Annotated in this window: 16 protein-coding genes; 7 read left to right on the forward strand and 9 right to left on the reverse strand. The window is 51.5% G+C overall.

Features of this window, described 5'->3' with window-relative positions; all coding sequences use genetic code 11:
• Positions 1 to 64: 64 nt before the first annotated feature.
• The 7 genes from ruvB to SGR01S_RS23585 all read right to left on the reverse strand — a co-directional run bounded on the left by ruvB (position 65) and on the right by SGR01S_RS23585 (position 5,719).
• Entirely contained in the window at positions 65 to 1,069 is a 1,005-nt protein-coding gene (gene ruvB, locus SGR01S_RS02640; RefSeq protein WP_037419811.1) for a Holliday junction branch migration DNA helicase RuvB, read from the reverse strand.
• Positions 1,070 to 1,089: 20 nt separating this feature from the next.
• On the reverse strand, positions 1,090 to 1,704 hold the full coding sequence (ruvA, locus tag SGR01S_RS02645) for a Holliday junction branch migration protein RuvA (protein WP_037419814.1): 615 nt from the start codon (positions 1,702 to 1,704) through the stop codon (positions 1,090 to 1,092).
• Between the two features lie 112 nt (positions 1,705 to 1,816).
• The gene (gene ruvC / locus SGR01S_RS02650) at positions 1,817 to 2,338 is read right to left on the reverse strand and encodes a crossover junction endodeoxyribonuclease RuvC (RefSeq protein WP_037419817.1); all 522 of its coding nucleotides are present in this window, start codon (positions 2,336 to 2,338) and stop codon (positions 1,817 to 1,819) included.
• A 73-nt stretch (positions 2,339 to 2,411) separates the two neighbouring features.
• Entirely contained in the window at positions 2,412 to 3,155 is a 744-nt protein-coding gene (locus SGR01S_RS24125; RefSeq protein ID WP_012145503.1) for a YebC/PmpR family DNA-binding transcriptional regulator, read from the reverse strand.
• A gap of 18 nt (positions 3,156 to 3,173) precedes the next feature.
• A complete protein-coding gene (gene nudB, locus SGR01S_RS24130; protein WP_037419820.1) occupies positions 3,174 to 3,620 on the reverse strand; it encodes a dihydroneopterin triphosphate diphosphatase in 447 nt (148 codons plus the stop codon).
• Complete coding sequence (gene aspS / locus SGR01S_RS02665) at positions 3,620 to 5,404, reverse strand: aspartate--tRNA ligase (protein WP_037419823.1); 1,785 nt, start codon at positions 5,402 to 5,404, stop codon at positions 3,620 to 3,622. Before aspS ends, nudB begins: the two co-directional genes overlap by 1 nt.
• Before the next feature lie 84 nt (positions 5,405 to 5,488).
• Positions 5,489 to 5,719, reverse strand: a complete 231-nt coding sequence (locus SGR01S_RS23585; protein WP_322740269.1) for an FmdB family zinc ribbon protein — start codon at positions 5,717 to 5,719, stop codon at positions 5,489 to 5,491.
• A 202-nt stretch (positions 5,720 to 5,921) separates the two neighbouring features.
• Between SGR01S_RS23585 and SGR01S_RS02670 the strand changes: the two genes are divergently transcribed.
• The 6 genes from SGR01S_RS02670 to SGR01S_RS02695 all read left to right on the forward strand — a co-directional run bounded on the left by SGR01S_RS02670 (position 5,922) and on the right by SGR01S_RS02695 (position 11,706).
• Positions 5,922 to 6,500 (forward strand): hydrolase, encoded by a 579-nt coding sequence (locus SGR01S_RS02670; RefSeq protein ID WP_061806449.1) that lies wholly within the window; start codon positions 5,922 to 5,924, stop codon positions 6,498 to 6,500.
• A 47-nt stretch (positions 6,501 to 6,547) separates the two neighbouring features.
• Positions 6,548 to 7,363, forward strand: coding sequence for a DUF72 domain-containing protein (locus tag SGR01S_RS02675; protein ID WP_037419829.1), 816 nt, complete (start codon positions 6,548 to 6,550; stop codon positions 7,361 to 7,363).
• Between the two features lie 102 nt (positions 7,364 to 7,465).
• The gene (locus SGR01S_RS02680) at positions 7,466 to 7,861 is read left to right on the forward strand and encodes an MAPEG family protein (RefSeq protein ID WP_061806450.1); all 396 of its coding nucleotides are present in this window, start codon (positions 7,466 to 7,468) and stop codon (positions 7,859 to 7,861) included.
• A 103-nt stretch (positions 7,862 to 7,964) separates the two neighbouring features.
• The gene (gene cmoA / locus SGR01S_RS02685) at positions 7,965 to 8,708 is read left to right on the forward strand and encodes a carboxy-S-adenosyl-L-methionine synthase CmoA (protein ID WP_037419835.1); all 744 of its coding nucleotides are present in this window, start codon (positions 7,965 to 7,967) and stop codon (positions 8,706 to 8,708) included.
• A complete protein-coding gene (gene cmoB, locus SGR01S_RS02690) occupies positions 8,705 to 9,676 on the forward strand; it encodes a tRNA 5-methoxyuridine(34)/uridine 5-oxyacetic acid(34) synthase CmoB (RefSeq protein WP_037419839.1) in 972 nt (323 codons plus the stop codon). Before cmoA ends, cmoB begins: the two co-directional genes overlap by 4 nt.
• Before the next feature lie 188 nt (positions 9,677 to 9,864).
• On the forward strand, positions 9,865 to 11,706 hold the full coding sequence (locus SGR01S_RS02695) for a putative phage tail protein (protein ID WP_061806451.1): 1,842 nt from the start codon (positions 9,865 to 9,867) through the stop codon (positions 11,704 to 11,706).
• Positions 11,707 to 11,807: 101 nt separating this feature from the next.
• On the opposite strand, the gene cutC is transcribed toward SGR01S_RS02695, so the two are convergent.
• Positions 11,808 to 12,566 (reverse strand): copper homeostasis protein CutC, encoded by a 759-nt coding sequence (cutC, locus tag SGR01S_RS02700; protein WP_037419844.1) that lies wholly within the window; start codon positions 12,564 to 12,566, stop codon positions 11,808 to 11,810.
• A 144-nt stretch (positions 12,567 to 12,710) separates the two neighbouring features.
• On the opposite strand from cutC, the gene SGR01S_RS02705 reads away from it, so the two are divergent.
• Entirely contained in the window at positions 12,711 to 13,862 is a 1,152-nt protein-coding gene (locus SGR01S_RS02705) for a MalY/PatB family protein (RefSeq protein WP_061806452.1), read from the forward strand.
• On the opposite strand, the gene SGR01S_RS02710 is transcribed toward SGR01S_RS02705, so the two are convergent.
• Positions 13,859 to 14,422, reverse strand: coding sequence for a VOC family protein (locus SGR01S_RS02710; protein ID WP_061806665.1), 564 nt, complete (start codon positions 14,420 to 14,422; stop codon positions 13,859 to 13,861). The two genes, SGR01S_RS02705 and SGR01S_RS02710, sit on opposite strands and share 4 nt — an antisense overlap.
• Positions 14,423 to 15,212 lie beyond the last annotated feature (790 nt).

The following is a 15,212-nucleotide window of genomic DNA, read 5'->3' on the forward strand; positions in this document are numbered from 1 at the left end:
AGATAGCTACCGTCGTAAAAAGGGCCGCACTTAGCGGCCCTTTTTAATGCTGGCGATATGATACTTACTCTTCGCGCACCATACCAAAGTGCTTATACGCATGGTTGGTGGCCATACGCCCGCGCGGTGTACGTTGGATAAACCCTTGCTGGATCAGGAAGGGTTCGATAACGTCCTCGATCGTTTCCCGTTCCTCGCCAATCGCTGCCGCCAGGTTATCCAGGCCAACCGGCCCACCGGTGAACTTGTCGATAATGGCCAGTAACAGCTTACGGTCCATGTAGTCGAACCCTTCGGCATCAACGTTCAGCATATCCAGCGCCTGCATCGCCACGTCACCGTTGATCACACCATTAGCGCGGACTTCGGCAAAGTCACGTACCCGCCGCAGTAAACGGTTAGCGATACGCGGAGTACCACGCGCCCGGCGAGCCACTTCATGAGCCCCTTCGTCCGACAGATCTAGCCCCAGGCAATTAGCGCTACGTGAAACAATGTGCTGCAAATCGGCGACCTGATAAAACTCCAGGCGTTGCACAATGCCGAAACGATCGCGTAACGGCGAGGTCAGTGAACCGGCACGGGTGGTTGCTCCCACCAGTGTAAAAGGCGGCAAATCGAGTTTAATCGAACGTGCAGCTGGGCCTTCGCCGATCATAATATCCAGTTGATAATCTTCCATCGCCGGATACAACACTTCTTCCACCACCGGAGAAAGCCGGTGGATTTCATCAATAAATAGAACGTCGTGTGGTTCGAGGTTGGTCAGCATCGCCGCCAAATCCCCTGCCTTCTCCAGCACCGGGCCGGAAGTGGTGCGTAAATTCACACCCATTTCATTGGCAACGATATTGGCCAGCGTGGTTTTACCCAGCCCTGGAGGACCGAAGATCAGCAAATGGTCCAGTGCATCGCCACGCTGCTTGGCCGCCTGAATAAAGATTTCCATCTGTTCGCGGACATGCGGCTGACCAACATATTCCGTCAGCAGCTTCGGCCGTATTGCGCGATCAAGAATTTCCTCTTCATTGATCGGCTCGGCAGAAATCAGGCGATCGGCTTCAATCATTCTCTACCTCTTATCGACGCTTACAGCGCGGCACGCAACGCGTCGCGGATCAGGGTTTCGCAATCAGCGCCCGGCTTGGCGATTTTACTTACCATGCGGCTGGCTTCTTGCGGCTTATAGCCCAATGCCACCAGCGCAGAGGCGGCTTCTGCTTCGGCATCCACCTCAGCCGTTTGCGCAGAGGTAGCAGGAAGCGTGATTTCGCTGCTGTTGTTAAACAGATCGCCGTTAAGCCCCTTGAAGCGGTCTTTCATTTCTACGACCAGGCGCTCTGCGGTTTTCTTGCCTACACCCGGTAATTTTACCAGGGACGTAATCTCTTCACGTTCTACAGCACTGACAAACTGTTGTGCAGACATACCGGACAAAATGGCCAATGCCAATTTTGGTCCTACACCATTCACTTTGATTAGCTCGCGGAACAGCGCACGTTCTTGCTTATCGTTGAAGCCGTACAGCAGTTGTGCATCTTCGCGCACCACAAATTGGGTAAACACGATAGCCTCTTGCCCCAGTTCCGGCAGCTCATAAAAACAGGTCATCGGCATATGCACTTCATAGCCCACACCGTTTGCCTCCAGTAATACCAGTGGCGGCTGCTTTTCCAGAATATATCCTCTGAGACGACCTATCATTTACCCTCCTGCAGAATTCGTGAACATGGCCTTCTGCCATGCCGTGCTGGTAAAGCTTATAACATAAAAAAGGCTGGATGAATATCCAGCCTCAGTTATCACTGACTAAGCACTACTTTAAACGCCCACGCGCCAGGTTCAATCGCCCTTCACTCATCCGCAGCACGTTTTGACTGAGATGGCAGTGGGTAATGGCAATCGCCAGGGCATCGGCGGCATCAGCCTGAGGGTTAGCCGACAGTTTGAGCAACGAACGCACCATATGCTGCACTTGCGCCTTTTCTGCTGCCCCCGTGCCGACCACTGTCTGTTTTACCTGACGTGCCGCATACTCAAACACTTCCAGATCCTGGTTCACGGCAGCGACAATCGCCACCCCGCGGGCCTGCCCAAGCTTGAGCGCCGAATCCGGGTTTTTCGCCATAAACACCTGCTCTATGGCGAAAAAATCCGGTTTAAACTGAGTGATAATTTCGCTGACACCTGCGTAAATCAGCTTTAACCGCGTCGGCATGTCATCCACTACGGTGCGGATGCAGCCGCTGGCCACATAGCTTAACTGACGGCCTTGCTGACGAATAAGGCCGTAACCGGTGACGCGTGATCCGGGATCGATACCGAGTATGATCGTCATCCCTACACCCACCTTGCGTTAAGCATTAACGTCGCCAGGCGCTGCCACACAGCAGCGCCATACTTCACGCTGATTACAGCGTTGCTGCAACTTCGTCGGAGATTTCACCGTTGTGGTAAACCTCCTGCACGTCGTCACAGTCTTCCAGCATGTCGATCAGACGCAGCAACTTAGGTGCAGTTTCTTCATCCATATCGGCCTTGGTCGATGGGATCATGGAAACTTCCGCTGAGTCAGCGGTAAAACCGGCAGCAGTCAGTGCATCTTTTACTTCGCCGAGATTTTCCCACGCAGTGAACACGTCGATCACACCATCGTCGTAGCTAACGATATCTTCAGCGCCAGCTTCCAGTGCTGCTTCCATTACCACGTCTTCATCCAGACCCGGTGCGTAAGTGATTACGCCCTTTTTGGTGAACAGATAAGCCACTGAACCATCGGTACCAAGGTTTCCGCCGCATTTTGTGAAGGCATGACGCACTTCTGCCACGGTACGGTTACGGTTGTCACTCAGGCATTCGATCATGACGGCAGTGCCGCCCGGGCCGTAACCTTCATAAATGATGGTTTCCATGTTGGAATCATCATCACCGCCCACACCGCGTGCGATGGCACGGTTCAAGGTGTCACGCGTCATATTGTTGGACAGCGCTTTATCGATAGCCGCGCGCAGACGCGGGTTAGCCCCCGGATCGCCACCGCCCAGTTTCGCGGCAGTCACCAGCTCGCGAATAATTTTGGTGAAAATTTTACCGCGCTTGGAATCCTGCGCTGCTTTACGGTGCTTTGTGTTGGCCCACTTACTATGACCTGCCATAAAAATCTCCGAAAAAAATTACTGGACTGAATTAATCACAAACTCTTCAATCGCCTGCTGATTGCTCCAGGACTTGGTCAATTTCACGGCTTCCGCCGCGTCAAGCCACTGGTAGGCGTGATGCTCGGTAATCACCGGATCTCGCTCTTCAGGCAAAGCCAGACAGAACCAATGCTCTTTATTGCGCGTGGTCCCCGGGGCATAGCGATGTCGCAAATGGACAAAGAGTTCAAACTCCACACAGCGCTGGCAATCGAACAACGGCAGATTCTCTGCTTCGATATCGATGCCGACTTCTTCCTTGACCTCACGCCGTGCGGCATGCGGCGGCGATTCTGCGTCCTCCAGGCTGCCGGTAACCGACTGCCAGAATTCGGTATCATCGCGCCGCTGTAACATCAGCACCCGGCCACTGGAGATGGCATAAATCACTACCAGAATAGACTCGGGTCGCTTGTAGTTCATCACTCGCTCTCTTGTTCCGCAGAGGCTTTCTTCACCACACAGATAGCCAATTCCTGCAGCGACGCCGGGTTGGCGAAGCTTGGTGCTTCGGTCATCAAACAGGCCGCAGCCGTGGTTTTCGGGAAGGCGATAACGTCACGAATGTTGTCAGTACCGGTCAGCAGCATCACCAGACGGTCCAAACCGAAGGCCAGCCCGGCGTGCGGTGGTGTACCGTACTTCAATGCGTCCAACAAGAAACCGAATTTCTCACGTTGTTCGTGTTCGGTAATGCCCAGAATGCTAAAGACCGTCTGCTGCATTTCACTGCGGTGAATACGTACAGAACCACCACCCACTTCATAGCCGTTAATCACCATATCGTAAGCGTTGGCGATGGCGTTGGTTGGCGTTGCTGCCAGCTCTTCCGGGCTCATGTCACGTGGAGCAGTGAACGGATGGTGCATTGCTGCCAAACCACCCTCACCGTCTTCTTCGAACATAGGGAAGTCAACCACCCACAGCGGTGCCCAACTGTCCAATTTGGTCAGGTCCAGATCGCGGCCCAGTTTCAGACGCAGCGCGCCCATCGCATCAGTCACAATCTTGAAGCTGTCAGCCCCGAAGAACAGAATGTCGCCTGACTGCGCGTTAGTGCGCGCCAGGATCGCTTCCAGCACTTCCGCGCTGAGGAATTTGGCGATCGGGCTCTGTACGCCTTCCATACCGGCAGCACGGTCATTGACCTTCAGCCAGGCCAGGCCTTTAGCGCCATAGATGTTAACGAAAGCACCGTACTCGTCGATCAATTTACGGGTCAACTGTGCACCACCAGGTACACAGATGGCAGCGACGCGACCTTTAGCATCGTTGGCCGGACCGGAGAATACTTTGAACTCTACGTCTTTTACCAGATCGGCAACGTCCACCAGCTCCAGCGGGTTACGCAGGTCTGGCTTGTCGGAGCCATAACGGCGCATCGCTTCTTCGAAGGTCATGATCGGGAAATCGCCCAGATCAACGCCCTTCACGTCCAGCCACAGTTCACGTGCCAATTTTTCCATCACTTCACGCACCTGTTCGGCAGTCATGAAGGAGGTTTCCACGTCGATCTGAGTAAATTCAGGCTGACGGTCAGCACGCAAGTCTTCGTCACGGAAGCATTTAACGATTTGATAGTAGCGATCGAAACCGGACATCATCAGCAACTGTTTGAACAGCTGTGGTGACTGCGGCAACGCATAGAATTTGCCTTTATGCACACGACTCGGCACCAGGTAGTCACGCGCGCCTTCCGGCGTGGCTTTGGTCAGCATCGGTGTTTCGATGTCGAGGAAGCCGTGGCTGTCCATAAAACGGCGCACAAAACTGGTGATTTTGGCACGGGTTTTCAGGCGGTCAGCCATTTCCGGACGACGCAGATCCAGGTAGCGATACTTCAGGCGCGCTTCTTCGCTGTTAACCTGGTTGGAGTCCAGTGGCAATGGCTCGGAGCGGTTGATGATCTCCAGGGCATGAGCGAAGACTTCTACTTCACCGGTAGCCATATCTTTATTGATCTGGCTGTCCGGACGTGCACGCACTGTGCCGACGATCTGGATGCAGAATTCATTACGCAGGTCATACGCCTTATCGAACGCGACCTTCTGGTCCGGATCGAAGAACACCTGCACGATGCCTTCGCGGTCGCGCATATCAATAAAGATCAGGCCGCCCAGATCGCGACGACGGTTGACCCAACCACACAGAGTGACTTCCTGGCCCACGTGGGACAGATTCAACTGCCCGCAATATTCAGTACGCATACGCTATCCTTTTGGCTTAAGCCGATGCCGCGCGGGCTTTTGGCACCTGCCACACGGCTGTTTTCTGATGATTTCTGATGAACTCTACTTCTTGCCCGGTTTGAAGTCTGTTGCATACCAACCGGTGCCCTTTAACTGGAAACCCGTGGAAGAAATCAGCTTAGTTAACGCAGGCTGCCCACACGCCGGACAATCTGTCAGCGGCGCATCGGAAAATTTTTGCAGTTTCTCTAACCGAAGGCTGCAAGCACCACATGCATATTCATAAATCGGCATAGGTCTTTGGCGTAAAGTGTGTTGAAAAAAGGCGATCATTATAAAGGAAATTCATGCGCCAGATAAGTGCGAACACAGCTTTGTTGCAGCACTAAATGACGTGTTTTTGCCCGAAGTAACACATTGATTAACAAATTTCCCATTAACCGGTGACGCTTTTTTCACGTAGCCTGAATCAACACTTGTTTAGCGCACGGTTTCGTTTGTGCGCATTTCATCCACCTCGTAACGAGATATGACCATGTTGAAACTTGATGCCCAAACCACTGCCCTGGTGTTGATTGATTTGCAAAACGGCATTCTACCTTATGCTGGCGGGCCGCACAGCGCCGAGAGTGTTGTTGCCCATGGTGCACAGCTTGCTGCACGCTTTCGCTCCCTGGGTGCGCCGGTGATCCTGGTTCGTGTCGGCTGGTCAGATTCTTTTGCCGAAGCATTGAAACAACCCGTGGATCAACCTTCTCCTGCACCGGCTGGCGGATTACCGGCTAACTGGTGGGAGTTTCCTGAAGCCCTGGCGGTAAGCGACAGTGATATTCTGGTGACCAAACGTCAATGGGGCGCATTTTATGGCACCGATCTCGACCTGCAACTGCGTCGCCGCGGCATTAAATCCATCGTGCTTGGGGGGATTGCCACCAACATTGGCGTAGAATCTACCGCCCGTGCCGCCTGGGAACACGGCTACGAGTTGGTGATCGCCGAAGACTTGTGCAGCACAGCAAACGCCGAAATGCACCAATTTGCCTTCAACAACATCTTCCCACGCTTGGCACGCATTCGCAGCACCCGTGAAATTCTTGCCGCATTCGGCGAGTAACGTTAATTTGTAAACTGACGGGAATAATTAAGGAAGATGCCAGCGTGATGTATATCGGACTCCCACAGTGGCAACACCCAGCCTGGAATCGTATCGGGCTGCGCGATCTGGCGGATTACAGCCGCTATTTTAACTGCGTAGAAGGCAATACCACCTTCTACGCATTACCTAAACTGGAAATCGTCCAGCGCTGGCGCGACATGACCACCGACGATTTTCGCTTTTGTTTCAAATTTCCCGCGACCATCAGTCATCAGGCGGCATTACGCAACTGCGACGCCGATCTACACGCATTTTATCAGTGTCTAAGCCCAGTTCATCAACGTATTGGTCAGCTTTGGCTACAATTACCCGCAGCTTTTGGCCCGGCGGAATTACCGGCGATGTGGCAATTCTTTGACGCGTTACCGAAAGAATTTACTTACGGCGTGGAAGTGCGTCATCCGGCATTCTTCGACAAGGGTGAAGAAGAGCGGTTGCTAAATCAGGGACTGCATCAGCGCGGCATCAATCGGGTGATCCTCGACAGCCGCCCCGTGCATCACGCCGCGCCCAACAGTGCAGCAGTGCGCGATGCCCAACAGAAAAAGCCCAAGCTACCGGTGCATGCATTGGTGACGGCCAATAATCCGTTGGTGCGGTTTATCGGTGGCGACGTATTGCAGGACAATCTGCGTTGGTTCGATGCCTGGCAGCAGAAACTGCCCGTTTGGCAACAGGACCACCAGCCCTTCTTATTTATTCATACGCCAGATAACGGCGATTCCCCGCAGCAGGCGCAAAAAATCTGGCAGCAGCTCCATCAGGCTATTCCGAATTTACCGCCGCCGCCAGACTGGCCGGAGCAGGATGCACTGTTTTAACCGATTAATCTGACCAATTACATCAGATTTTTCCTCGCGACAGTGATTGCAATGGCAGCTATGATGCTCGCTGCCAGTTTTGGTTAGGGAATGGAGTTAAAAATGGTAAGCGCGCTTTATGTTGTGCTCGGCGCATTGTTGTTGATCAAACTCTCTTATGACGTGGTTAGGCTAAGGATGCAATACCGTGTTGCTTACGGGGACGGTGGCTTTTATGAGCTACAGACGGCCATCCGCGTGCACGGCAATGCCGTAGAATACATTCCTATTGCCGCCGTACTGCTCGTGCTCATGGAAATGAACGGCGCTGAAATATGGATGATCCATATTTGCGGCCTGATGTTGATGGCTGGCCGTCTGGTGCACTACTACGGCTTACGTAATCGTGAAGTTCGCTGGCGTCGTTCAGGCATGGCGGCAACCTATATTTCGTTGGTGTTAATGGTATTAGCCAACATTTTCTATCTGCCGTGGGATCTTATTTTCAGCCTGCATTGATCCCCCGTTGCTCCTCAGGCGGCTACGCCGCCTGCTTCCGCTGCGCTTTCTTGCCGTTATCTGTTAGAATATGCCCCTTCGAATTCTGAACTGATTTGCCGCTATGCCAAACCGCGATACTCTTTTTTCTGCCCCGATCGCCAAATTGGGCGACTGGACCTTCGACGAACGTGTTGCTGAAGTGTTCCCTGACATGATTCAGCGTTCCGTTCCCGGCTATTCCAATATCATTTCAATGATTGGCATGTTGGCAGAACGTTTCGTTCAGCCCGACAGCCAGGTCTATGATCTTGGATGCTCTCTGGGCGCAGCAACGCTGTCGATGCGACGGAATATCAAAGTGGCGGGTTGCAATATCATCGCCGTCGACAACTCTCCGGCCATGGTTGAACGTTGCCGCCGCCATATTGATGCCTTCCGTGCCGACACGCCGGTAGACGTCATCGAAGCTGATATTCTCGACATCAAAATCGAAAACGCCTCGATGGTCGTATTGAACTTTACCCTGCAATTCCTTGAGCCCGCCGACCGTTTGCGTCTGCTGGAAAAGGTCTACCGTGGGCTACGCCCAGGCGGTGCCTTGGTGTTATCAGAGAAGTTCAGCTTTGAAGATGCTGATGTCGGTGAATTGCTGTTCAACATGCATCACGATTTCAAACGTGCCAACGGCTACAGCGAACTGGAAATCAGCCAAAAGCGCAGCATGCTGGAAAACGTCATGTTGACCGACTCGGTGGAAGCCCACAAGGCGCGCTTGAAACAGGCAGGTTTTGAACATGCGGAAGTTTGGTTCCAGTGCTTTAACTTTGGTTCACTGATCGCCTTAAAATCGGGAGCCATGGCATGATTGAGTTTGGTGACTTTTACCAACGTATTGCGAAAAGCAACCTCAGCCATTGGCTGGATACCCTACCAGCACAGCTGAGTGCCTGGCAGCGTGAGTCGTTGCACGGCAAATTCAAACAGTGGTTTAACTCCGTTGACCATCTGCCTGCACTAACACCAACCCACCTCGATTTGTTGAATGGTGTGCGTGCCGACATGGACTCGCCACTGTCACCAGGCCAGTTGGAAGGCATCGAGAAGATGCTGCGCACCATGATGCCATGGCGCAAAGGGCCGTTCTCGTTGTATGGCATCGATATCGATACCGAATGGCATTCTGACTGGAAATGGGATCGCGTGCTGCCACACATCTCACCGCTGGCTGGCCGTACCATTCTCGACGTTGGCTGCGGCAGCGGTTATCACCTGTGGCGTATGGTGGGTGCTGGTGCCCAATTGGCGGTAGGTATCGATCCGATGCAACTGTTCCTGTGTCAGTTCGAAGCCGTGCGTAAACTGCTGGGCGGCGATCAGCGCGCTCATCTGTTGCCACTCGGCATTGAGCAACTGCCTGAATTGGCCGCCTTCGATACGGTATTTTCGATGGGCGTGCTATATCACCGCCGCTCTCCGTTGGATCACCTCTATCAGTTGAAAAACCAATTGGTCAACGAAGGTGAGCTGGTGTTGGAAACTTTGGTGATAGAAGGCGATCGCAATCAGGTGCTGGTACCGGGTGACCGTTATGCGCAAATGCGTAATGTCTATTTTATTCCGTCAGCCGAAGCGCTGAAGTGCTGGTTAGAAAAATGCGGTTTCGTCGACGTGAAGATCGCCGACATGTGTGTCACCAGTACCGATGAACAACGTCGCACCGATTGGATGACCAGCGAATCACTGGCCGAGTTCCTTGATCCGAACGATCCGAGCAAGACTATCGAAGGCTACCCAGCTCCACTGCGTGCCGTGCTGGTAGCGAAAAAGCCGTAACCCCCCTCCTGCTTTAAGGGCTCAGCAGATGTTGGGCCCTTACCCCACGGTATAAAAACACCTGCTAAACAAAGTCCCCTGACGCTTTCGTTTCGTCCTGTTGTGTCATGTTCCAGCGGCATAGGATCGCTATATTGAAAATGCCTCCACCTCCTAGAATGGCGATGAACCCAACAAAGGATAACGCCATGACGACATTACAATATATTGAGAGTATCAACGCACTCAGAGCCTATGCACCGGCAGAGAATGATCAGGTCGTATTTCTGATTTCCCATCAGGCAGGTAGTCATCAAGGAAGCGGTAAGTTTTACTATGACACAACGGATAGCACCAGCGCTGACAACAATGGCACGGTGATTGTCACCGCCACAGGCGCGCGTTGGAAAAGGTTTGCTAAACAGATCACCTTCGATGATTTTGGTGCGGACCCAACGGGTGCAACCTCTTCAGATGATGCTGTAGAAGCCGCCATCAAAGCGGTTTCTTTACTGAAGAACAAGATCGTCTTTACCAGCAATAATGCACAATATCTGCTTAACAGAGCCACCCCTATTGCCGTACCTGCGGGGGTCACCCTCAAAGGGAATCGCACTGCCATGGCGCAGGGGCCTTCTAGCAATACGACCAATGGCCCTGCCCGCGCGGGACTTTCGGACGACAGCGCATTCATTATCCGTAAACCGGTGGGGATTACATGCTTCACCTGTGCTCGGGACGTGGTCTTTGATGGCTGGTCTTTCTTGTATCCGGATCAAATCTATACCGCGGAAAGTAGTACGCAATTTAGACAATACGGTGCAACGATCACTTCCGCAGGCACCCTGTCGGTATCACATTGTCGCTATGTGGGTGCTTATGACTTCGTTAATGCTAGTGGCGAAGCCAATTACTTTAACAGTATTTACGGCTGGGCTATCCGTTGTGATTATAAGGTCTCCGGGAGCCGCGAAATAAACAGATTCACTAATGTCCACGTCAATCCTAACGTCGTACGCCCGACAGAGAAAGCGGTCACCGCCTCACTGACAGTGGAAGGCTCATGCGCTTTTAACTTAGACCATCATGACAATACCTTTTTGACCAACGTTTTCTCCTATGGCAAAAAGGTCTTCCTGAGATCCACAACTTTGGGAACCAGTTACTTAGGTGGTATCAGTCTGACTAACTTTATGGCCGACCGTAACGGCACCTGTTTTGAGATCGACTCTGACTCAGCTGCGAATATTCAGATCGCCAACGGCTCCTACATTAATGATTACGGCGATCTCGACGGGGGCTTCCTGGTGTTAAAGAAATCGGTATCCCGCAAAAATATCACGCCGGTTCAAATCTCCAATGTAACGTTTTCAACCGCCAACAACCCTAAAGGAACACTTTCACCGCAGGCTATTTATTTTGCAACGGATAGTGGCTATCAGTTGGCTTTCAGTAACAGTGCTATGCCTCTATGGACAAACGGTGCACTTAATAACGCCAGCGGATATAACTTGCTCAGAGGCGAAATCACTATTGCTCAACGTGCATATCAGCTGACATCTGCACCGCAGAACTACCTCAATAATGCCAGTCTGATCGATGTCGATACCAATAGTCAGCCAGTCAATTGGTCGATCGACGGCAATTTGACGGCAAACAGCAATCAGATCACATCGACGGGTGTTAACCCAGGATACAAAGGCATTCTACAGCGAGTACATCGGAGTATCGGTTCCAGAACCTTTTGGGCCGTCGCCTCATCCATTGGTGACCCCAATGCCAGTGTGCCACCCGGCACGCCAGTGCCAAGTATTTCAACAGGAATATGGGCGCGTGGTTTTAACGATGGCTATACCGATCTTATCGAAAGTGGCACGGTGCCTTGGGTACAGATAGGCAATCTGTTTTACGCACAGTTTCATATGAATAATACCCGGACAATTCACGACATCCTGGTCAACCCCGGTTCAAACGGTAACACAGTGAAAATTATTGCTTGTGGCATCAGCCCCGGACAAATTTTCAATTTTAGTTCCCAAGCATTACGCTAAGTAACATTAAAAAGGCCCCGACAAAAATTGGGGCCTGCTATTTATTTATGCTTATGCGCGTACCGTGGTTTCTTTCAGTCAGTGCAACGATAACGGGATACTTATGCGCTCTGCGCCAACGGATCAACCAGCGCCAACGCGTTTTTCATCGCCTCTACCATTTCGCCATCGACGCAATAGTGGCTAAATTCGTCAACCTCACTGTCTGAACACATGGTCACGCCAGCTTTGCGATAGCGCATGGTCGAAGGCACTTCATGACCGGATGAGCTATGCAGCTCCTGAATGCCAATATCAACAAACTTGTGCAAGTTGCTGAGTCGCACCCCCGCTCCGGCCATAATCACTGGCCCCTGGCTGGCCTGCACCAGATCACGCAGCAATGGCAAACCCAACTCTGCATTTTGCTGCTGACCGGATGTCAGTATCCGTGCAACGCCCAATTGCGTTAACTGATCAAGCGCGACCATCGGATTCTGGCACATGTCAAAAGCACGATGGAAAGTCACCGCCATATTTCCACTCAAGCGCATCACTTCGCGCATACGCTGCAGATCGATATGCCCTTCTTCATCCAGCATTCCGACCACCACACCGGCAAAACCCATATCGCGGATTTGCGCAATATCATGCTTGATCACGTCAAAATCTACGGCGCTATAACAAAAATCTCCACCACGCGGGCGGACGATCGGATGCACCGGTACGCTGACGCTGTCCCGCGCCAACCGTAATGAACCATAGCTGGGTGTCAAACCGCCCTCACTCTGACTGGCGCAGAGTTCTATGCGATCAGCTCCTGCCCGCTCAGCCGTCAGCGCGCAATCGACGCTATAGCAACAAACTTCCAGTTTAATCATTGTCACCCCCAGATGACGGCTAACATGTGACGGCAATTGTTAATTCTTCAATTTCTCACGTAGGCTCATACAGAGCCCCTAAATAATTAGAGCTGCATTACGCAACAAAAATGCAGCTTCAAAAACCAGTTCAGGGTAGTAACTATGGCATTCAATTTTGATCAATGGGTAGACCGTAGTCACAGTGACAGCGTTAAGTGGGATAAATATCGTGACCGCGACATTATTCCGCTCTGGGTTGCTGATACCGATTTCCCATCACCACCCGCTATCATCGCTGCATTACAGCAGCGAGTTGCTCATGCTGTGTTCGGCTATGGTCATCCGTCCCCTGAACTCATTGAAGTTTTTACGCAGCGTATGCTAGAGCGCTATGGCTGGCGTATCAATCCTGAGTGGCTGATTTTCCTGCCTGGACTGGTTTGTGGCCTAAATTTATGCGTGCGAGCCTTTACGGCTGAAGGCGAAGGGACACTGGCACCATCCCCGATCTATCCCCCGTTTCGCAAAGCGGCTAAATTCGCCGGGCGTTCACAGCTGCCAATACCGCTGACACTGGAGGATAAGCGATGGGTGTTGGATTTAACCGCCATCACAGGACAGCTCAATGGCAGAGAGAAATTACTGCTGTTATGCAACCCACAAAATCCGGGTGGCACTGTCTATAGTAGGCAAGAGCTGTTGCAACAACATGCGTTCGCTCAACGTCATGACCTGATCGTCTGTTCTGATGAAATCCATTGTGATCTGCTGCTTGAACCCGGTTGTCAGCACATTCCCTTTGCCACGTTAAATGAGGACGCAGCACAGCGTAGTATTACGCTAATGTCACCGTCGAAAACCTTTAACATTGCCGGACTGGGGGCCTCAATGGCGCTTGTTCCCAACACCGCTTTGCGGCAAAAACTGATCCGAACACGCAGTGGCATCGTACCTGAAGTGGATATACTGGCGCTGGTTGCCGCGCAAGCAGCCTACCAGCACGGACAAGATTGGTTGGATGAACTGTTAGTTTATCTGCGTGCCAACCGTGATTTGGTGACCGAGCGTATTAATGCCATGCCCGGTCTGCAGCTACAACCGATTGAGGCGACTTACCTGGCCTGGATCGACTGCAGTCAACTGGCCGTCGACAACCCGCACGCCTTTTTTGAACAGGCTGGCGTCGGATTAAGCCCGGGCCTGGATTTTGGTAACCGGCATTTTGTCCGTTTGAATTTTGGCTGTCGGCGCGAGCTACTCAGTCAAGCATTGGATCGTATGCTGATAGCCACCCGCTCGCTAATCCCTGATTAACGTTGTTCGCTAGCGACAACGTCCCTAATAGAGTAAGGATGAAATTTGATCGTCACGGTGCCGTCGGTAATCGCCAACGTCGGGTTCGGCAAACGTTCCCCTTCAGTCTGTGGTGAACTCTGTTTCAGTTTTATCCCTTGAGCCAACAGCGCTTCATCAGGCAACTGGGCCAGTGCCCGTGCGTAAAGCGTGGCTGGATCGCCAGCAAGTACCAGTTCCACATGCTCCCAGCCTTCTTGCGGATAACGTTTATCACCGGGATAAGGCAACTCTATGCAGTCAATCTGCCATGGACCCACTTTAAGTGGTTGTTGGAGATCGAACAGGTAAATTGGGCGCCCCTTGATTATCGCCTCTGACAGCAGTGAACCACACTGTTGTAGCCCTTCGCGCCAACGATCGGCCGTTGTGTTTTGATGGCAACGCACCGATATGTGGTCCGCACTGAACTGTGTTAAATCCAGGTGCAACTTCTCGGCAAACCGATTCAGCGCCTGTTCAAAGCGCGGCAGATCCAGCGCTAAATCGTTAAGTTCGGCAATGGCCGCAAAAGTCGTCATAGAATCCTCGAAACAACGTAAAGCGATTTTCAGGTGGTGTAATTTACACGCCGGAGCCATAGCTATCCATACGGAAACCTCCGGCAAGCAAACTTTTTTGGTACAGGATGTCCTCTTTGCCTAAACCGGGAATGTCGCTGGTCATAAAAAGCACAAAATAACAATTTATTCAGATTTTATTACAGCGTGGTTTCGTCTTTGCCAGTTTTTAATTCCAAAAACTGATTGTGGCATAAGTTTATAACGTTTAACCATGGCAATATCCTTAGGAATACTACTAACTTATTAAGTTTTAAAACCGTAATAACAATGGCTAAATATGATTAAAAAGAAAGCAGAAAACGGCATAATGCAAATGTCATTTCAATTAAACAAATAAATCAACATGCTGTTTTTTAATGAATTTAATTTATAACAACATGAGAATCGTCCTAAACAAGATTCACGCAATTGCGTGAAAATATCATTTAAGCTACTTTAGTGAAAATTGATTTTGAGATAATTAGCCATGATGCTTTTAATAATATCCCTGCTATTGATCGTTATTGCCGCATATGCGATATACCGTCATTTCAAATCACGACGCAATAACACATTGGATGGCGGTCGACGGAAAAAAAGGCACTGATTTTGCCTATTGTATCTCTTCACCCCTCTCTCTTTTTGACCCATTTACTTCTCTCATTTCGCGCGCCGCGACTTTCAGCTTATCCCCTCGCCAACTGCTGACGTACTCACTCAAATCGGTTACAATTACAGGCTGTTTTGTGGTGGGCCGCCGTCTTGACGT

Source organism: Serratia grimesii NBRC 13537 (assembly GCF_001590905.1).
GTDB lineage: Bacteria > Pseudomonadota > Gammaproteobacteria > Enterobacterales > Enterobacteriaceae > Serratia > Serratia grimesii.